We start from the raw sequence: 20,052 nt of genomic DNA on the forward strand, positions 1-20,052 counted from the left end.
GGGTAATGACTCAGCAGGCAAAAGGAAAGAAAATAAACGCGCATAAAATGCGATGCCTGCTTTAGCAGGCATCGCATTTTAAAGAGATATCATTAAATCAGTAAGCGCCATCACGGCGGAATACCACACCTGCGGTTTTAAACAAGATAGCGATATCAGTCCACAGCGCCCAGTTTTTGACATACCAGGAATCGAAATAGACGCGGGTATCATAATCGATGTCGTTTCGCCCACTGACCTGCCATAAACCGGTCATACCGGGCTTCGCCATCAGATAGTAATCGACATCGCCAGCGTAACGCGCCAGTTCAGCTTCAACAACCGGACGTGGCCCCACTAAACTCATCTCACCCCGTATTACGTTCCATAATTGCGGCAGTTCATCAAGGCTGGTTTTACGCAGAAAACCGCCAATTTTGGTAATGCGGGGATCGTTCTTAAGTTTGAAGTCTTTATCCCATTCAACACGCGCCTCTTCGCTGGTGGCGAGCAAATGTTCCAACACTTCTTTCGAGTTAGTTACCATTGAACGGAACTTCAGGCATTTAAACTTTTTACCATCCTGACCAATGCGTTCATGACCATAAATTGCGTTGCCGCCGTCCCGTTTTACCATTGAGCAGAGCAGAGCGAAAACGGGCGCCAGAAACACCAGCAATATTGAGGCGACCACGATATCAAAAGCGCGTTTAAGGAAGCGTGACGAATGCTTAGCAAGGTTATTGCTGACACGCAAAATCATCACTTCATGGCTAAAAATGAACGACATGTCGGTGCCATACAAAGGCACGCCACGTAGGGTAGGAATAACTGAAACACTACGGCAATTCATTTTGGAGAGGAATTTCAGCCAACGGTCACGCATCGGCTGCTGCTCATATTCCATCGCTACGATGAACTGGATATTGTCACGGTCAATGGTCTGCCAGTTAATGTCTTTCCAGGCCACCACCGGTACGCCATTTACGCTCTGCTGCTTTGGCACGTCATCAATTGAGATAAACGCCTGCACGTTGTAGCCAAGAATCTCTTCGCTTTGCAATGCCGCATACGCTTCGGTGGCGTTCTTACCCGAACCAATGATGATGGTGTCTTTTTGCCATTGGCCGGCTTTGTTGATCGCTCGTTTCACGAATGCACGCATCAACGGCAGAAGAATCAGCGCATAGGTCCAACTGAAAACCCACACCATGCGTGAAAAATCCCACTTAGAAAAAGCAATCAGGGCGAGATCGAGCAGGGAGAAGACGAACAACGTTTTAACGACTTCTTTCAGCTCGAACCAAAAGGGTTTGCGGTAAGTGTAGTGACGTAATCGAACCCAGAACCAGCCAGTACACATCACTGACATAATAAACTGTGCGGTAAAACGGTATTCGATTTGATGCGGAGGAATAAACGAATCCAGCTCTCCCCAAATACCCTGGATTGTGGCGGCGGATAAAAATAGCGCCAAATTTAAAGCAATAAGATCGGAAAAACTTAAGGCAAACTTCACGATGATGTTTTTACGTGTTCCGCTCCATGAGCGGCTCGCGTCATTCATTACTAATGTACTTGCCATAAAACCTGCTCTCTTCTTCAAGTAAAAGATGGCCTGACCAGAATCAAGTACGCGTTCAGGAGTGGGCTACTGAAAATAATTAAATATATTTTCAGTCTGTTACAGTCATTAGAGCCAAAGTTGCTGCGTCGAGGGCGATGGGAAAAATCGTGACATCCATCACGAAAAACTGCAGCGTTGTTTAAGAGTATGCAGGAGATATTTGATAGAGTTAATACGGAACTATTCTGAAAACCAAAAAATGCACTAAAGATTAATTGGGTTATCTTATTGAAAAGAGAGGATAAAACCTTTTTATTCGAAGTTGGAACTAATGATTTTAAGACTCATTTTCAGAATTACCGCCAAATATGTTATCTGGCGGTAAGTATTCCGGGTCAGGCTGGTTTTCTTAATACCCAACGATCGCCTTCTTTATCGTAATGCGCTATTTCCAGATCCACGGGATTATCATCTATCCACGCAGGAACGCTGGTCTCTTGATCCCAGCCATCAAGCTGATAACTTAAGCCGGGATTGGTCTGGCAGGGAATGCTGACGGTTTCAAAATTCTCGCTGTCGAACTCGGCATCAATGATCTCGTAACGGCCAATTTTAACGACGTGTCCCATTCAATTCTCCCGTTTATACTGGGTTGAATATTTAGCTTAGTGGGTTTATGCCGAATTACGAGCCTGATTTTGTAGGATTAATCCTTGTCTTCTGCTGGACGTACGCCGATTTTCACAATGCGATTGTCCTCTTTTTCTGCAACGGTCCAGGTTAATTGCTTCCATTCCATATGATCGCCAACTACCGGGGTTCCGCCGAGCATATTTAGCATTAGCTGCCCGAGCGATTGTTGATCATTGGTCTCTTCATCAAGTTCCAGACCGTAGATTTGCGCGATATCTCGTAAACGTGCTTCCGCGTCGAGAATGAAGTCTCCAAAGAAACGTTGATCTAATGAAACCGGCGGCGATTGGCTAAACATCTTGCCCAGTGCGGGCAGGTCGCGCTCACGTCCAATGACGCAGATCACATCGTTTTCTTTTAAACGCGTTCCGCCATTGGGGTGCATCAATACGTTGTCTCTGAACAGGGCGGCTATCCTGGTTTCACGCGGCATTTGGAGATCGCGAAGTGCTGCTCCCACACACCATTTGTCTGCGCTCAATTGATAGACAAATTGTTCCCACGGGTTTTCCGGGTGAATGTCCAGGCCAATGCGGCTAATAGGAGAGGCCGTTGGCGGCACGACTACTTTGGCTTTCTTCGCAGCAAAGCCAAGCGAAGTACCTTGCAGCATTAAAGAGACCAGCACCACAAAGAAGGCGATATTAAAATAGAGCGAGGCATTTTCTAAGCCTGCCATCATCGGGAACACTGCCAGGATAATCGGTACGGCGCCGCGTAAACCTACCCAGCTGATAAATATGCGCTCACGCCCGGTAAAGTTACGAAACGGTAACAGACCAATAAACACCGAAAGCGGGCGCGCCACCAGAATCAGCCACAACGACAAAATCATGGCCGGTACGGCGATATGCCAAAGATCGGACGGGGTGACTAACAGACCCAACACGATAAACATGCCGATTTGGCTTAACCATGCCATACCATCAAAGGTTTGTAAGATGCCGTGGCGGTTGCGGATTGGGCTATTCCCTAATAAGAACCCGCACAGGTAAACCGCCAAAATGCCGCTGCCTTCCAGCATGGTAGTCAGGGCGAAGACTAAGATGCCGCCGCTTAATGCCAGTAAAGGATATAAGCCGCTGGCCAGGTTGATACGGTTTATCAACTGTTGCAACGCCCAACCGCCGCCGAGTCCCAGCGCAATGCCTAAACCAAACTGCTGAATCAGATGAACCAGAAACATCCAGTCGAGGCCGGTTTGCCCCTGCTGGATCATTTCTATCAACGTGATGGTAAGAAACACCGCCATTGGATCATTACTGCCCGACTCGATTTCCAGCGTTGAGCTGACGCGCTCATTAAGACCTTTATCGCCAAGTAGTGAAAATACCGCCGCAGCGTCAGTGGAGCCGATGATTGCGCCAATCAGGAAGCCCTGCATCATGTCCAGATTGAATAGCCATGCGGCGACCAGGCCGGTTAATCCCGCGGTAATCATTACGCCGACGGTGGCAAGCGAAAGCGCCGGGCCCAACGCAACTTTAAAAGAGCTGGCTTTGGTACGCATTCCCCCATCTAACAAAATGATCGCGAGTGCCAGGTTTGAGATGAGGTAAGCCGCAGGATAGTTATCAAAGGCGATGCCGCCAATGCCATCGACACCGGTCAACATGCCCAGCGCAAGAAAGATAACCAGAATAGGGATGCCTAAACGTGAGGAGAATGAACTGAGTAAAATGCTTGAAGCAACCAGCACAGAACCAATGATAAACAGACTATAAACAATATTGTGGTTCAAACCCGGTCTCCTGCGGTAATAAGGGCGGTATCAGCGAGTGTGGCAATATTCCATGCTATGTATGAAAGATAATGTTTTATCAATGAGTTGTCATCGTCAATATTCTAATTATATGAAATGTTAATAACCCTGCAGAATAGGATTAATGTGAAGAATGAAGGGGTTGGCGGGCCAGACGAAGAAAAGAGGGTGTTTTTGCAGGTTATTCAAAGGATAAAATAGAGAGGCCAGCCTCTATCCAGGAACGTTAAGCAGAAGATCGGTTGACTAGACCCGCTTACCCCCGGTCTCTTACCTCAGTAAGTTTTCGGGAGATTCACAGACTAACCCGCAGACAACAACTTAACTTCTCGAAAAAGGCTGGCTAAGTTACTCAGGCTTCAGCAGCCTGTTTATGAAACAGTTCGCGGAACACAGGATAGATATCTTCTGGCTCACGAATATGCTGAATAGCAAAGTTATCAAAGGTTGATTGCAGGTGCTCATACTCACGCCAGAGTGTTTGATGCGCACGTCGCGTAATTTCGATGTAACTGTAGTAACGCACCACCGGCAGAATATTTTTCGCTAATATCTCATGACATAACGGTGAGTCATCTGCCCAGTTATCGCCATCGGAAGCTTGTGCAGCATAAATATTCCACTGAGCCGGGTCGTAACGCTCTTTTACCACTTCATCCATTAATTTCAGGGCGCTGGAAACAATAGTGCCGCCCGTTTCCTGTGAGTAGAAGAACTCCTGCTCATCGACTTCTTTCGCTTGGGTATGGTGGCGAATATAGACCACATCTACGTTCTTATAGGTTCGGCTAAGGAACAGATAGAGCAGAATATAAAAACGCTTCGCCATATCTTTAGTGGCCTGATCCATTGAACCTGAAACATCCATCAAGCAAAACATCACGGCCTGGCTAGAAGGTTCTGCACGTTTCTCGAAGTTCTTGTAACGCAGGTCAAACGTGTCGATAAACGGGACGCGTTCGATACGTGCCCGCAGTTCAGCTATCTCCTTACGCAGCCGCTCTTCTTCAAGCAACTGGGCAGGCTCCGCTTTCTCTACAGAAGTCAGCGCATCTTCCAGTTCATGCAACATGCGACGTTTACCTGCCGTCATGGCTGTGCGACGCGCCAGCGAGTTTTGCAGTGAGCGCACCACACTGATGTTGGCGGGCACGCCGTTTGAAGTGAAACCGGCGCGATGCGTCTTATATTCGTTCAATTGCCGATGCTGATTTTTGCGCAAGTTCGGTAACGCTAAATCTTCAAACAGCAGATCAAGGTATTCATCTTTTGAGATTTGAAAAACGAACTCGTCCTGGCCTTCACCATCCTGGCTGGCGTTTCCCTGACCACTGCCGCCACCGCCGCCGCCTTGCGGCCGCTCAATGCGATCGTTTTGGACAAAGTGATCGTTGCCGGGATGAACGCGATGGCGATTACCGCCGCGTCCCTGATGAAAACTTGGCTCGTTAATATCATCAATGGGAATTGAAACGGATTCTCCACTCTCAACGTCAGTAACCGAGCGCTTGTTGATGGCCTCGGAAATCGACTGCTTGATTTGTGACTTATAACGGCGCAAGAAGCGCTGACGGTTGACCGCGCTCTTGTTTTTGCCGTTCAGTCGGCGATCGATAAAATAGGCCATAGTCTTCCCCCAAACTACATTGTAAGCAGGTCGGGCATGCCCGACCTTGAACCTTTACCAATGTCACAGCATCGGCTTGCTTACAGGCTTTGATTAGGACGATTTGCGCACACGCAGATACCATTCGCACAGCAGGCGAACCTGTTTGCGGGTATAGCCTTTTTCCATCATGCGATCGACAAAATCATCATGTTTTTTCTGTTCATCCGTTGAGGTTTTGGTGTTGAATGAAATCACCGGCAATAACTCTTCCGTGTTAGAGAACATTTTCTTCTCAATGACGGTACGCAGCTTCTCATAGCTGGTCCAGTTTGGATTGCGGCCATTGTTGTGTGCACGGGCACGCAGGACAAAATTCACAATCTCATTACGGAAGTCTTTCGGGTTACTGATCCCGGCCGGTTTCTCGATTTTTTCCAGCTCAGCGTTGAGCGATTCACGATCAAAGAGTTGCCCGGTATCAGGGTCACGATATTCCTGATCTTGGATCCAGAAGTCTGCGTAGGTCACGTAGCGATCAAAGATGTTCTGACCATATTCGGAGTAAGATTCCAGATAGGCCGTTTGAATCTCTTTGCCAATGAACTCAGCATATTTCGGAATTAAATAGCCTTTCAGATGTTCCAGATACTTCTCGGCCTGATCTTGCGGGAACTGTTCACGCTCAATCTGCTGTTCAAGTACATAGAACAGATGCACCGGGTTAGCGGCAACTTCTACATGGTCGAAGTTAAATACGCGTGAAAGGATTTTAAAGGCGAAACGTGTTGATAGACCGTTCATGCCTTCGTCTACGCCCGCGTAATCGTGGTATTCCTGCCAGGATTTCGCTTTAGGATCGGTATCCTTCAGGGTTTCACCATCATAAACGCGCATTTTTGAGTAGATACTGGAGTTCTCAGGATCTTTCATGCGCGACAAGATGGAGAAGCGAGCCAGCGTTTCCAGCGTGCCCGGTGCGCAAGGCGATGTCGCTAATTCACTGTGATTCAGCAACTTCTCATAGATCTTGATCTCTTCGGAAACGCGCAGGCAATAAGGCACTTTAACGATGTAAACACGGTCAAGAAACGCCTCATTATTTTTGTTGTTACGGAACGTCACCCATTCAGATTCGTTTGAGTGCGCCAAAATAATGCCGTTGAACGGCAGGGCGGAAATACCTTCGGTACCGTTGTAGTTACCTTCCTGCGTCGCGGTTAACAAAGGATGCAGCACCTTAATTGGCGCTTTAAACATTTCGACGAACTCCATGATGCCTTGGTTCGCACGGCACAGCGCACCAGAATAACCGTAAGCATCAGGATCGTTTTGAGCGTGGTTTTCCAGTTTACGGATGTCCACTTTACCCACAAGCGCAGAGATATCTTGGTTGTTTTCATCGCCTGGTTCAGTTTTAGCGATGGCTAACTGTTCCAAAATCGACGGCCAAACTTTTACGACTTTGAAGCGGGTGATATCGCCACCAAAGTCATGCAAACGCTTAGCGGCCCAAGGGGACATGATGGTGCCAAGGTAACGACGCGGTACGCCATACTCTTTCTCAAGGATGTTGGCATCTTCTTGCGGGTTAAACAGGCAGAGTGGATGGTCGTTTACCGGGCTGCGCTCGCCATCTGCGCTCAAAACGTAAATGGGCACGCGCTGCATTAATGCTTTAAGGCGTTCAGCCAGCGAGGACTTACCCCCACCAACCGGTCCCAGTAAATAGAGAATTTGTTTCTTCTCTTCAAGCCCTTGAGCGGCGTGTTTCAGATAGGAAACGATTTGTTCGATCGCTTCTTCCATGCCGTAAAACTCTTCGAACGCCGGATAGCGTCCCATCACACGATTGGAGAATATTCTGGAAAGGCGTGGCTCTTGAGCAGTGTCGACCATTACTGGCTCACCTATAGCCATTAATAGTCGCTCTGCAGCATTAGCGTATGCACTGCGATCTTGTTTACAGGTAGCAAGAAATTCCTGCAGTGTGAACTCTTCGTCCTTGGCAGCTTCATAACGCTGACGATAGTGATCGAATATATTCATAGCGATGCCCGTCCTTTCGTTTTTAGCACAGGTAAAGGAGCGTAATTAGTTGCTCATGCAGCTCCCGGAAAATATTCTCTATTGAGTACAGCAACCCTTATGCCAACCTGACGTCTTTTAATCCGGATACACAATTCTTATGGTTACTCTGCTCGTACAAAAAAGTCTCGTCTTACTTCTAACTGTAGAAGGCATTTAAGAAATTTCCTCCGCGTATTGAGATGATGTAGTGATATATCAATAGCAAAGTCATTTAATTGCAAAACAACCTTGTCAGGAAAAACGGCGTTGAGGAGGAGAAATTTAACCATTCATGCCTTCTTTCAGCGATGAATGCTAAGCCTGCTCCATATAACGGTTAAACCCGTGAAAAAAAGCCGTTAGACTCCATGGGTGATTGTTATATTTATGGAATGAATAAATTGTGAACCAATTCAAACTTAAAGCCCTTGCTGCTCTTTTACCTTGTTCTTTACTCTTTAATGTCGCCCAGGCTGCACCCTTATCACTTGGTGCATCAGTAATTTATGCTGAATCACCTTATCGTGGCGGACAGGATCGTTACATTCCCGTACCGGTAATTAATTATGAAGGCGAGAACTTCTGGTTCCGTAGCCTGCAAGGCGGCTATTACCTCTGGAAAGACCCACAAAATCAATTGTCATTAACGCTGGCTGGCTCGCCGCAACAGTACGATCCTGGTGACAACGATTTGGGGGATATGAAACATCTGGATAAGCGTCGCATGACATTAATGGGCGGCGCAACGTATCGCCATACCGCCGATTGGGGCATTGTGCGCACTGCATTGCTGGGTGATGTGCTCAATAACAGCAACGGGATTATTTGGGATCTGACTTACTTGTACCGCTTCGAGATGGGTGATTTTTCTGTCACGCCAGGCATCGGGGCGATGTGGAACAGCGCTAACCAGAACCGCTATTATTATGGTGTTTCAGGTCATGAGAGCGCGCGTACCGGCATTGATCGTTATGACCCAGACGACAGCTGGTCACCCTATCTTGAACTCAGCGCCAGCTATCAAATCTCACCGCAATGGAATGCCAGTGTCATCGGACGCTATACCCGTTTTGACAGTGAGATCAAAGAAAGCCCAATGGTTGATAAAAGCGGCCAGGCTACACTCTGGACTGGCATCAGCTATACCTTCTGATTATGCACCAAATGAGGGCATTTTATGCCCTCTGCTCTTTTCTGGTGCCTTAAATTGATGCAGGAGAGCAGAATGAACAAAACAGTCACCTTTGCTAGTCAACATACCCTTCCCGCAATAGGTCAAGGAACCTGGTTTATGGGCGAAGATAACGCCCATCGACAGCAGGAAGTCAAGGCGCTGCAAGCCGGACTCGATTGTGGACTCAAGCTTATCGACACGGCTGAAATGTATGCAGATGGCGGCGCAGAAAGCGTAGTGGGAGAAGCCTTACAAGGACGACGCGATGAGGCCTTTCTGGTTTCCAAAGTTTACCCGTGGAATGCGGGCGAATATGACGCTATCGAAGCCTGTGAGCGCAGTCTTGCCCGGCTCAAGACCGATCGTATCGATCTCTATTTATTGCATTGGCGTGGCAATGTACCGCTAGAGGAGACCATCAGAGCGATGGTCTCGTTGCAACGGCAGGGTAAAATTCTGCATTGGGGCGTTTCGAATTTCGACATCGACGACATGATGGAATTGTGGAGCGAATCGGGCGGTGAACACTGCGCGACTAATCAGGTGCTTTACCATCTTGCTTCACGGGGCATTGAATATGATCTGCTGCCTGAATGTCAGCAGCGTAATCTGCCCATTATGGCTTACTGTCCGTTGGCTCAGGCTGGACGTCTACGCAACGCGCTGTTCTCGGAGGCTGCATTAGGAAAAATTGCACAGCAAAAGGGCATAAGCGTGGCGCAATTACTGTTGGCTTGGGTCATACGCAAAGCAGGCGTTCTTGCTATTCCAAAAGCCAGTTCGATCGCGCATGTTCAGGAAAATGCTGCGGCGCTGGATATTGAATTGACGGATGAAGATCTGTTTCTCATCAATCAAGCCTTTCCGCCGCCGCCGCATAAATTACCGCTGGATATTGTTTAAATGTGAAAAAATTAAACGATGTCGCCGCTACGCTTTTTTGCGTAAACGAAAAGTTGTTCCTAATCGCGCAGGTTTCTCGCCTGCGCTACGCAGGGGTGTATTGATGCGCGCTGTTTCTACACATACCAGCGTTCTATACCCATCGTTCGCCATATCCGCCATGCTACAAGAAAGCTCAACGCCGGGATTCCAGGTAACAACATCGCTGTGATGGTGATGATAAACCTCAATCAGACGTTGTCCTGCCTTATCGTGAATCACAGAGCAATCTTCAGCTTGCGTGAAAATACGATCAACACGTCCCGGATAACGCTGCTTACCCTCGCTGGTGCCCTGAACGTTGTTTTCGACTTTATCAATATAGGTTTTGCCCAGACCGCTGACTTCAACCTCAGCGATATCCGCCACGGTAAAATAGCTGTGCAGCGCTGCTGTCGCTTCAAAATCGCCGTGCGCTTCTAATTCGATTTCGCAATGTTGACCTAAACGAAAACGAGCAAACAGGGTGAAATCATGTGGCCATAGCTTTTTGGTTTGTGCATTACTTTCCAGCACAAAGGTCAATATCACACCCTCATCGTTTTCATCGTGTGCGGAAAGTGTCCAGGTTTGATTACGGGCAAAGCCGTGGGCGGGTTCACCTGCCGGGCCAAACCACGGCCAGCAAATAGGCACACCGCCACGGATCGCTTTACCGGGTGAGAAGGGGGTTTTATCGCTCAACCAAATCACCGGTTTTTCACCGCTGGGTTGCCAGGCAATTAAATGCGCGCCCTGCAGCGTAATGGCAGCGCGTACTTTAGGATGGCTGATGACAATCGCAGGCAGATCGCCCACCTGACGTTGCGACAGATAAGGCGTAATTTGAGTCACAACGGGCAATGAAAAGAGTTTGTCTTGCATGTGCGAATCCTTCCTGTGCGGACCATAAAAAAGGGCGACCGAAGTCGCCCTTATTCTCAACACTGTCTGGCTATCTTATTTAGAAGAAACCAGTGCAATCAGGTCGAGTACCTTGTGCGAGTAGCCAGTTTCGTTATCGTACCAGGAAACCAGTTTCACAAAGTTATCATTCAGCGCGATACCGGCTTTAGCATCGAATACTGAAGTCAGCGTTTCGCCGTTGAAATCGGTAGAAACCACTTCATCTTCAACATAGCCCAGAACGCCTTTCATATCGCCTTCTGATGCTGCTTTGATAGCAGAGCAGATTTCTTTGTAAGAAGCAGGCTTCGCCAGACGTACAGTCAGGTCAACAACTGAAACGTTAGGGGTTGGAACGCGGAACGCCATACCGGTCAGTTTGCCATTCAATTCTGGCAGAACTTTACCAACGGCTTTAGCTGCGCCAGTTGATGAAGGGATGATGTTCTGAGATGCGCCACGACCGCCGCGCCAGTCTTTGTGAGACGGGCCATCAACAGTTTTCTGTGTTGCCGTAGTCGCGTGGACGGTGGTCATCAAGCCTTCAACGATGCCGAACTGGTCGTTGATTACTTTAGCCAACGGCGCCAGGCAGTTGGTGGTGCAAGATGCGTTAGAAACGATATCCTGACCTTCGTATTTGTCGAAGTTGGCACCACGTACAAACATTGGGGTGTCATCTTTAGACGGGCCAGTCAGAACGACTTTCTTAGCACCAGCAGTGATGTGTTTACGGGCAGTTTCGTCGGTCAGGAAGATACCGGTTGCTTCAGCAACAACGTCAACGCCAACTTCGTCCCACTTCAGGTTAGCCGGATCTCTCTCAGCGGTAACACGAATTTTCTTACCGTTAACAACCAGCGCGCCATCTTTCACTTCAACGGTACCGTCGAAACGACCATGAGTTGAGTCAAACTTCAGCATGTACGCCATGTATTCAGCGTCGAGCAGGTCGTTGATAGCAACGATTTCGATGTCTGAACGCTGTTGAGCAGCACGAAAAACGATGCGACCGATACGGCCAAAACCGTTGATACCTACTTTGATAGTCATATATTCCACCAGCTATTTGTTAGTGAATAAAAGGTTGGCTGTAAAATTACAAAAACCTTACCAGGCGTCAAGCGGAATCGTGTCAATTGTTGCGACAGGTCAATCCACTCAACAGGAATAATTCGTTGCGCAAACGCTTGCGCAACGAATGTGTCATTGCGCTTCGTTAACACCATCGCCGAATATAAAGGGATACCTAAGATAAAAGGTGATCAGAGTCACAAATCTACGTTGTGGAGGTCTCGACGAAAGGATGAGCACGAAATAAGACCCGACTAATGTTGTTCATTTGTTAGAATAGTAGTCGATTTTTTCAGAATGACACCCTCCGGAATCTCTTAAATGGCTAAAGAAACCGCACCCGAAGCAAAAATTGCGCAATTGTCTGAAATGCAGCGTTACGTTACTCAGCATCGTGGCACAGAACCGCCTTTCAGCGGCGCGCTATTGCAAAACAAACAGGACGGCATTTACCACTGTCTGGTGTGTAATTCACCGTTGTTCCTCTCTGAAACAAAATATGACTCAGGTTGTGGCTGGCCGAGCTTTTACGAGCCCGTCAGTGACGAAGCGATTCGCTATATTGAGGATGACTCACACGGCATGCAGCGTATTGAAATTCGTTGTAATAACTGTGATGCGCACCTTGGGCATGTTTTCCCAGATGGCCCACAGCCTACCGGCGAGCGCTATTGTGTGAATTCAGCCTCGTTGAACTTTACCGATGAGCAAGGCGAACAAACAGAAGGGTAATGGCAATGAAGCAAGAACTTGAAGCCATGCTCAATGCGATGACGCCAGAAGTCTATGAGCGGCTCTCTACTGCGGTTGAAACCGGCAAATGGCCTGATGGTGTGGCGCTAACACCAGAACAGCGTGATAACTGCATGCAGTTAGTGATGTTGTGGCAGGCGCGTCATAACGAGAGCCCGCAGCATATGAGCATTGGCAAGGGTGGCGAAATGGTGATGAAATCCAAGAAGCAGCTTAAGGAAGAGTTTGGCATAGAGCCAGATATCACTCGCATCAACTTGCATTAAAAAAGGCTGGCGATTAAGCCAGCCTTTTTTAGTTTTTGCCTGCTGTTCTAAATCAGAACCGCACCTTGCGCAGCCATCTGCGAAAAGGCGATTTCGCTGTCATCAGGGTTGAGGTTTACACCACGGCAACCTTCTTTAACCACGTCGACCTGATAGCCCAGCTCAAGGGCATCCAGCACGCTGTATTTCACGCAATAATCTGTCGCCAGCCCTAACATCACCAGATGCGTGATACCGCGTTCACGCAGCCAGCTGTCGAGTTCTGTTTTACGGCGATGCCCATTATCAAAAAAGGCGCTATAGCTGTCGACATCCTGGTCCTGACCTTTATGGAACCTGGCGTCAAATAAGCTGGTATCGAGTCCGGGATGAAAATCAGCGCCTTTCGAACCCTGAATACCATGATCTGGCCACCAAATTTGTGCTAAACCATTCAGCTCGCCAAGGGTATAAACCGGTTCACCTGACACGGAAGCAAAACTGCCGTGATCTGCCGGATGCCAGTCTTGTAACGCCAAAACACATTCACCGTTTTGATGGAATTCACGCGCATAGCGATTAGCCACCTCAACGGTTTTATCGCCCTCGTGAACCGCCATCGGGCCGCCCGGACAAAAGTCGTTTTGAATATCAATGATGATAAGTGCCCGTTTCATTACCAGTCGCTCCATATCAATCTTCGGTCAGTTCGCCACGCAAATTTTGCTGCATTTTGGCACGAATTTGCTCGCTTGACAGATTTTGGCTAAGTAAAAAATGCAGCTTGGTTAATGCTGCTTCTACGGTTAAGTCGAACCCACTGATCACCCCTGCATGCTCAAGCGCGTTACCTGTAGCGTAACCGCCCATGTTGACCTTGCCTGAGATGCACTGGGTTAAATTCACCACAACAATGCCGCGATCGCTAGCCTGCTGCAGCTCGGCTAAAAATTCAGCATTTTGCGGTGCATTACCCACGCCATACGATCGCAGGATAAGGGCTTTAACTGGCTGGCGCAGGAAGTTTTTCACCACGTCAGCGGAAATGCCAGGGTAAATAGTCACCACGCCAATGGGTTGCGGCGTAATGGTATGAACAATCAGTTCGCCGACGCTCTGAGGTGCGGGAGGCGTATTCAATTTACGAATATGAATGCCCGCCTCCAGAAGGGCTGAAAGGTTAGGGGAAGCAAAAGCATTGAATCCGTCAGCATGCGCTTTCGTTGTACGGTTGCCACGGTAGAGCGTGTTGTTGAAAAACAACGCGACTTCGTTAATAGGATAATTCGCCGCGACATACAGTGAATTCAACAAGTTTTGTTGGCCATCTGAGCGCAGTTCTGCCAAAGGAATTTGCGAACCCGTAACGATAACTGGCTTGGCTAAATTTTCCAGCATAAAAGAGAGTGCTGAGGCAGTGAAAGCCATGGTATCGGTACCATGTAGAATCACAAAACCATCATAATGATCATAGTTTTGACGAATATCTTCAGCAATCGATTGCCAGTCTTGCGGCGTCATATCTGAAGAGTCAATTAATGGCTGATATTCATGAATGGTGAAATCAGGCATTTCAGGGCGGTGAAACTCAGGCATATTGGCGAGCTGCTGCTGCAGATGTCCTGAAACCGGAATGTAACCTTGGGCAGAACGTTGCATACCAATGGTACCGCCCGTATAGGCTACATAGATGTTTTTCTTTTGCATTATCAAACTCAGACTTGCCTTAAAACGCGCAGTATAAGGGCTATAGCGGGGAAAAGCAGCCCAGCCAGTGGCCGGGCTGCGAGGTTTATCGCACTACGCCACAGTTTAAACAGAAGGCGTAACGATTTTGTGGATCGTTAAGGTGATCAAACATACCTGGCTGATTTTTTACTGCGCTCATCACATCTAACATTGGCGCGGGTAACCAAGCTTTCAGCGTATCAGGCAGCACGGCTTGTACCGATGCATTTACCTGACTCAACATCATATCAATGAAAGTCGGATCGTCCTGGTACCAGCTGAGCTGCGGATTAGCAACTTTCGCCAGTTCGCCCGCTTTTTTCACAGCATCATCAAAATCACCCAACGCATCCACCAGACCATTGGCTTTTGCATCGCTACCCGTCCAAACGTGGCCTTGCGCAATGGCATCAATCTGCTCTGGCGTTTTATGGCGCGATTTCGCCACTAAGCCGACAAAGTTGTGATACCCATTCTCGATGGTTAGCTGCATCATTTGCTGCACTTCTTGCGGCAGCGCTTTGGTCAGCGCGATATCGGCAAGCGGCGAAGTCGCCACACCATCAGTATGCACACCAAGCGTATCCAAACTGTTTTCCAGCGTATTGATCACCCCAAAAATACCGATGGAACCCGTAAGCGTGCTCGGGTTAGCTACGATGTAATCTGCTGGCGTTGAAATCCAGTAACCACCAGAAGCTGCCATACCGCCCATGGAAACCACCACCGGTTTACCGGCTGCATGCGCCGCCGCCAACTCTTCACGAATCGCTTCCGACGCCGTGACGCTTCCACCGGGACTGTTTACCCGCAGAATGATGGCTTTAATTTTCGGGTCGAGGCGAGCATCACGAATCTGTGCTGCCGTCGTATCACCACCCACATTGCCTGGCGACTCTTCACCATCCATGATTGCGCCGCTGGCCATGACCACCGCAATGTTGCCATCTTGCTGTGCGTTTGTAGGTTTCACGCTGTAATCGTAAATACTGACATTGTGATAGTCATTGTTCTGCTTATTCAGACCAAAGGCTTTCACCAACTCCTGATCGGCAGCAGCACGCGAGTCCAGGATGTCGACCAGTTTGTTATCCAGTGCATACTTGGCGGTATCACCGTTTACAGCTTGCAACCCGGCAATTATCGCCGTCGCACCCGGGAACAGTTGCTCAGGCGTAATCTGACGATTTGCGGCAACCGTGTTCAGGTAGTTTTGCCACAATTGTCCCACCCAGCGACTGTCCGCATCACGTGCTGCTGGCGACATGTCATCGCGCAGGAAAGGTTCTACAGCAGATTTATAGGTGCCCACTCGGAACACGTGTGAAGTGACTTTGAGTTTCTCCAGCAGCGATTTGTAATACAAACCGTTGGTGGCGAAACCGTGAAGATCAACGGTACCTTGTGGCGACAGGTAAATCTTATTGGCGTAGCTGGCGAGGTAATATTGCGCCTGACTGTAGCTGTCGCCTAATGCGTAGATAGGCTTGCCGCTGTCACGGAACTCGCGCAGTGCTTTGCCAACATACTGCAGCGAAGGTTGATCGCCACCCGCAAAATCACGCAGATCAAGTACCATGCCTTTAATGTTTTTATCATCTTTGGCCTGGCGAATTGCGTCCACGACATCAAACAGTGAGTTCTCTTGTAGACGATCGCTGCTGGCACCCAGCAACTGACGACCAATCTTGCTCAAACGATTGCTCACCGAAGGTTTATCGACCAGCACACCATTTAGGTCAACTTTCAGAGCACCTTGCTGCACGGGAGCTGAACTATTGCCAGAACCACTGACCTGTAACCAAATCCCCACACCTACCACAATCAAAAAAATCAGGAATAAATTAAGAATAAATTCCCTGATAAAATTCAATACCCGCCATGTCCAGCGGAACAGACCAGCAATTATTCGCCACAATGTGCGCATCAGACTCTCCATATTCGTGTAGCCGGAAGTGGCCGCCGCGCGGACCAGGCCTCCTTTGACGACCTCATCCTAATGAGCGGCGTGCTAAAAGTCAGCAGGAAATCACTGCGGACTGTTACAAAAAATCTGGCTGTGCCAGGATTAAAACAGCATGACATACAACAGGAGAAAAACATGGATGCGCTTGAATTACTGGTAAATCGACGTTCGGCTTCGCGTTTATCTGAACCGGCCCCTGCCGGAGAGGCGTTAGAGAATATTCTCCGGGCAGGTATGCGCGCGCCGGATCACGGTACTCTGCAACCGTGGCGCTTCATTATTGTCGAACAAGAAGGGCGTGATCGCCTGAGCAAACTGCTGGAAAAAGCAGCTCGTGAAAAGCAGTTGGATGATAAAGCTATCGATAAAGCCACGCAGTCTCCTTTCCGTGCCCCGATGATTATTACGGTGGTGGCACATTGCCAAGAGCATCACAAGGTGCCGCGCTGGGAGCAGATCGCTTCAGCCAGCTGTGCCGTGATGGCGATGCAGATGGCGGCCGCAGCACAGGGATTTAATGGCATCTGGCGCAGTGGTCCCTGGACCGACGACGAGACTGTACGTGACGCTTTTGGTTGCCGTGAACAGGACGCCATTGTGGGTTTCCTTTATTTAGGTACACCACAACTGAAATCCAGCACCACTGTTGTCCATCCTGACACGACGCCCTTTGTCAGTTATTTCTGATAGGCATCCAACACACTTTAAAGCAGGGTGCCGCTTGGCCCTGCATCTTTGAATGGATCCTGTGCGAATGATCGAGAACCTGTCAGACCACGCTTACGCTTAAGGTCTCACCAGGCTAACATAGCGCCATCATTTTCAGCGTTGTTAACTGTACGAATCTCAGCACAAGGATCCCTACATGTCAGAATGTATTCGCCTGACGCAATACAGCCATGGAGCGGGCTGCGGCTGTGATAAATCGCCGCACGTGTTAGACAAAAAGCGCATTAATGTTTTTCCGCAATCCTCAGCTTTCGCAGAAATTGCGGGCGAGGATGGGATGACCGATGTGCCCGGTTTTGGTCTGTTTGGCCATCTTAGCGAAGTGTGTCAGGGATCGTCATTGCGCGCGGAAGTTCAGTTTGAACAGATTCCGACGCTAGCGGGCGTCGATGTCTTTATTGCTGCAGTTGCCGTGCCGAACGTAACGTTACCAGCGGCAACGAACGCGTTGCGCTGCGATGCTCAAACCTTTGGCGGATTGCGGGTGGCGTTTCATCCGCTGGCAATTGAAGCACACCGCCATTGTGCAAAATCACCCCTGTTCATGTCAGCACGATGTGTAACTTGCTGCCTGCTGACGCGCAAGTGCCCGTTATAACCGTTGTTCCCTGAAGTTAAGGATTGCCTGAGTAAATGCGTTTGTTTATTGCGGAAAAACCCAGTCTTGGTCGGGCGATTGCCGACGTTCTGCCAAAACCCCATCGCCGTGGCGACGGCTATATTGCCTGTGGTAACGATCAAATTGTAACCTGGTGCGTTGGGCATCTATTAGAACAGGCGCAACCCGATCACTACGATAGCCGTTACGCTCGCTGGTCACTGGCGGACTTACCTATTATTCCTGAAAAATGGCGTTTGCAACCACGTCCTTCCGTTGCGAAACAGCTCAAAGTTGTCGAAGGGTTACTGAAGCAAGCCGATGAAGTTGTCCATGCTGGCGACCCGGATCGCGAAGGTCAGTTGTTAGTGGATGAAGTGCTTGACTACTTGCAGCTGCCTGCCGAAAAACGCAGCAAAGTGCAGCGCTGTTTGATCAACGATCTTAATCCATCAGCGGTGGATCGTGCGGTCAATCGGTTACGCGAAAATCGCGAATTTATTCCGCTGTGTGTTTCTGCCTTAGCGCGCGCGCGCAGACTGGCTTTATGGCATCAACATGACCCGGGCCTGGACATTGTTAGGCAGAAACGCCGGATACGACGGCGTGCTTTCGGTAGGTCGTGTTCAAACGCCGGTTCTGGGTTTAGTCGTACGCCGTGATGAAGAGATAGAAAACTTTATCCCAAAAGATTACTTCGAAGTAAAAGCGCATATTGTCACGCCTGAAGAGATGCGTTTCACAGCCAATTGGGTGCCAAGCGACGCTTGTGAGCCCTGGCAAGACGAAGAGGGCCGATTGCTCAACCGCACGTTGGCTGAACACGTCGTTGCGCGTATTGCGGGAAAACCGGCGCGGGTGACGGCTTACAGTGATAAACGTGAAAGTGAAACGGCACCTTTGCCATTTTCACTTTCCAGCCTGCAAATTGAAGCGGCAAGACGTTTTGGATTAAGCGCTCAAACGGTTCTTGATACGTGTCAACGCCTGTACGAAACGCACAAACTCATTACGTATCCACGTTCCGATAGCCGCTATTTACCCGATGAACATTTTGCCGGCCGTCATGCGGTATTAAAGGCTATTCAGGCCCATCAACCGAATCTTACGCCGCCTGGCGACTTTAGCGCAGATCGCAAGAATCGCTGTTGGGATGATAAAAAAGTGGATGCGCATCATGCAATTATTCCGACTGCACGTTCCAGCGCCGTCAAGCTAACCGAAAATGAACAAAACGTTTACGGATTAGTCGCGCGTCAATATTTAATGCAGTTTTGTCCTGATGCGCTTTTTCGTAAATGCACTATTGAACTGGATATTGCTGGTGGCAAGTTCGTTGCCAAAGCACGTTTTCTGGCGGAAGCGGGTTGGCGTGCTTTGCTGGGTGGTAAAGAGCGAGATGAAGAGAACGATGGCACGCCGCTGCCAGTGGTAGCTAAAGATGATGAACTGCTTTGCGAGCAGGGTGAAGTGTTAGCAAAACAGACTCAGCCGCCACGACCGTTTACTGATGCCACGCTTTTATCAGCCATGACTGGTATCGCGCGCTTCGTGCAGGATAAAGAATTAAAGAAAGTGCTGCGAGCAACCGATGGTTTAGGGACCGAGGCTACACGTGCAGGCATTATCGAGCTGTTATTTCGCCGGGCGTTTTTAGTGAAGAAGGGGCGTTCAATCAATGCGACTGAGACGGGTCGCGCGCTGATTCATTCTCTTCCCGATTTGGCGGCAAGACCCGATATGACTGCGCAGTGGGAATCAACCCTGACACGTATCAGTGAAAAAGCCTGTCGCTATGATGAGTTCATGCATCCGCTGGTGCACACGCTAACGGGTTTGATTCAGCAGGCAAGACAGCAGCCTTCGGGACATGCCTTTCGTGGTTTACCTTCCACCGGCAAGAAAAGGCCTGCAGCCAAGGCCAAGGCTAAACGTAAAACCAAGGAGACAGGATGAGACGTAATTCTGCTTTAGCGTGTTTGATTATGATGTTGATATGCGCCACGGCGCAGGCAAATAATCGGCATGAACAGTACAACCAAGGTCAGGCCAGTCAAGGCGGCAATACAGATGTGGTGGTGGACTTGCCGCCAGAAGCCTGGACGCAAGGGCAAAACCGTCAGCCTAATTGTTTGAAGTGCTGTATTTTTGATAATCGTAATTATACCGAAGGTGCCGTGGTGAAATCTGAAGGCGTGCTGTTACAGTGCGCGCGGGATGAGCAATCCATTGGCACAAACACTCTGATATGGAAAATAATCAAATAAAAAAGCGTGGCCTT

General features: G+C 49.0%; 17 protein-coding genes and 1 pseudogene. 8 read left to right on the forward strand and 10 right to left on the reverse strand.

Annotated elements, in window-relative coordinates; genetic code table 11:
- Positions 1-97 precede the first annotated feature (97 nt).
- From wbaP to yeaG, 5 genes are all read right to left on the reverse strand, one after another.
- Positions 98-1,564, reverse strand: a complete 1,467-nt coding sequence (wbaP, locus tag KQP84_RS11615) for an undecaprenyl-phosphate galactose phosphotransferase WbaP (RefSeq protein WP_215846651.1) — start codon at positions 1,562-1,564, stop codon at positions 98-100.
- Positions 1,565-1,941: 377 nt separating this feature from the next.
- Complete coding sequence (locus KQP84_RS11620) at positions 1,942-2,175, reverse strand: DUF1480 family protein (protein ID WP_215846652.1); 234 nt, start codon at positions 2,173-2,175, stop codon at positions 1,942-1,944.
- A 77-nt stretch (positions 2,176-2,252) separates the two neighbouring features.
- Positions 2,253-3,980: a potassium/proton antiporter gene (locus tag KQP84_RS11625; protein WP_215846653.1), complete on the reverse strand. Its 1,728-nt coding sequence runs from the start codon at positions 3,978-3,980 to the stop codon at positions 2,253-2,255.
- 373 nt (positions 3,981-4,353) lie between these two features.
- On the reverse strand, positions 4,354-5,628 hold the full coding sequence (locus tag KQP84_RS11630) for a YeaH/YhbH family protein (RefSeq protein ID WP_215846654.1): 1,275 nt from the start codon (positions 5,626-5,628) through the stop codon (positions 4,354-4,356).
- A 93-nt stretch (positions 5,629-5,721) separates the two neighbouring features.
- Positions 5,722-7,656, reverse strand: a complete 1,935-nt coding sequence (gene yeaG / locus KQP84_RS11635; RefSeq protein ID WP_215846655.1) for a protein kinase YeaG — start codon at positions 7,654-7,656, stop codon at positions 5,722-5,724.
- A 424-nt stretch (positions 7,657-8,080) separates the two neighbouring features.
- On the opposite strand from yeaG, the gene KQP84_RS11640 reads away from it, so the two are divergent.
- The gene (locus KQP84_RS11640; protein WP_215846656.1) at positions 8,081-8,830 is read left to right on the forward strand and encodes a MipA/OmpV family protein; all 750 of its coding nucleotides are present in this window, start codon (positions 8,081-8,083) and stop codon (positions 8,828-8,830) included.
- Positions 8,831-8,902: 72 nt separating this feature from the next.
- Positions 8,903-9,754, forward strand: a complete 852-nt coding sequence (locus KQP84_RS11645; RefSeq protein WP_215846657.1) for an aldo/keto reductase — start codon at positions 8,903-8,905, stop codon at positions 9,752-9,754.
- A 27-nt stretch (positions 9,755-9,781) separates the two neighbouring features.
- On the opposite strand, the gene KQP84_RS11650 is transcribed toward KQP84_RS11645, so the two are convergent.
- The gene (locus KQP84_RS11650) at positions 9,782-10,657 is read right to left on the reverse strand and encodes a D-hexose-6-phosphate mutarotase (RefSeq protein ID WP_215846658.1); all 876 of its coding nucleotides are present in this window, start codon (positions 10,655-10,657) and stop codon (positions 9,782-9,784) included.
- A gap of 75 nt (positions 10,658-10,732) precedes the next feature.
- The gene (gene gapA / locus KQP84_RS11655; RefSeq protein WP_215846659.1) at positions 10,733-11,731 is read right to left on the reverse strand and encodes a glyceraldehyde-3-phosphate dehydrogenase; all 999 of its coding nucleotides are present in this window, start codon (positions 11,729-11,731) and stop codon (positions 10,733-10,735) included.
- 342 nt (positions 11,732-12,073) lie between these two features.
- Here gapA and msrB point away from each other — a divergent pair, with 342 nt between their 5' ends.
- Together msrB and KQP84_RS11665 are read left to right on the forward strand one after the other, a co-directional pair.
- Positions 12,074-12,484: a peptide-methionine (R)-S-oxide reductase MsrB gene (gene msrB / locus KQP84_RS11660; RefSeq protein ID WP_215846660.1), complete on the forward strand. Its 411-nt coding sequence runs from the start codon at positions 12,074-12,076 to the stop codon at positions 12,482-12,484.
- A 5-nt stretch (positions 12,485-12,489) separates the two neighbouring features.
- A complete protein-coding gene (locus KQP84_RS11665) occupies positions 12,490-12,771 on the forward strand; it encodes a YeaC family protein (protein ID WP_215846661.1) in 282 nt (93 codons plus the stop codon).
- A gap of 47 nt (positions 12,772-12,818) precedes the next feature.
- Here KQP84_RS11665 and pncA read toward each other — a convergent pair whose 3' ends face one another.
- The 3 genes from pncA to sppA all read right to left on the reverse strand — a co-directional run bounded on the left by pncA (position 12,819) and on the right by sppA (position 16,405).
- A complete protein-coding gene (gene pncA, locus KQP84_RS11670; protein ID WP_215846662.1) occupies positions 12,819-13,427 on the reverse strand; it encodes a bifunctional nicotinamidase/pyrazinamidase in 609 nt (202 codons plus the stop codon).
- Between the two features lie 16 nt (positions 13,428-13,443).
- Positions 13,444-14,457 carry an asparaginase gene (ansA, locus tag KQP84_RS11675; protein ID WP_215846663.1) on the reverse strand — a complete coding sequence of 338 codons (1,014 nt, stop codon included), beginning with the start codon at positions 14,455-14,457 and terminating at the stop codon, positions 13,444-13,446.
- 85 nt (positions 14,458-14,542) lie between these two features.
- On the reverse strand, positions 14,543-16,405 hold the full coding sequence (gene sppA / locus KQP84_RS11680; RefSeq protein ID WP_215846664.1) for a signal peptide peptidase SppA: 1,863 nt from the start codon (positions 16,403-16,405) through the stop codon (positions 14,543-14,545).
- Positions 16,406-16,579: 174 nt separating this feature from the next.
- On the opposite strand from sppA, the gene KQP84_RS11685 reads away from it, so the two are divergent.
- The 4 genes and pseudogenes from KQP84_RS11685 (at position 16,580) to KQP84_RS11700 (ending at position 20,038) form a co-directional block, all read left to right on the forward strand.
- The gene (locus KQP84_RS11685) at positions 16,580-17,131 is read left to right on the forward strand and encodes an NAD(P)H nitroreductase (protein ID WP_215846665.1); all 552 of its coding nucleotides are present in this window, start codon (positions 16,580-16,582) and stop codon (positions 17,129-17,131) included.
- A gap of 178 nt (positions 17,132-17,309) precedes the next feature.
- Entirely contained in the window at positions 17,310-17,771 is a 462-nt protein-coding gene (locus KQP84_RS11690; RefSeq protein WP_215846666.1) for an AIR synthase-related protein, read from the forward strand.
- Between the two features lie 35 nt (positions 17,772-17,806).
- Positions 17,807-19,727 (forward strand): annotated as a pseudogene (locus KQP84_RS11695) (DNA topoisomerase III).
- Positions 19,724-20,038 carry a YnjH family protein gene (locus KQP84_RS11700; protein WP_215846667.1) on the forward strand — a complete coding sequence of 105 codons (315 nt, stop codon included), beginning with the start codon at positions 19,724-19,726 and terminating at the stop codon, positions 20,036-20,038. Before KQP84_RS11695 ends, KQP84_RS11700 begins: the two are co-directional and overlap by 4 nt.
- The last annotated feature ends 14 nt before the right edge of the window (positions 20,039-20,052 follow it).

The organism is Candidatus Pantoea bituminis, assembly GCF_018842675.1.
GTDB classification, from domain to species: Bacteria; Pseudomonadota; Gammaproteobacteria; order Enterobacterales; family Enterobacteriaceae; genus Pantoea; species Pantoea phytostimulans.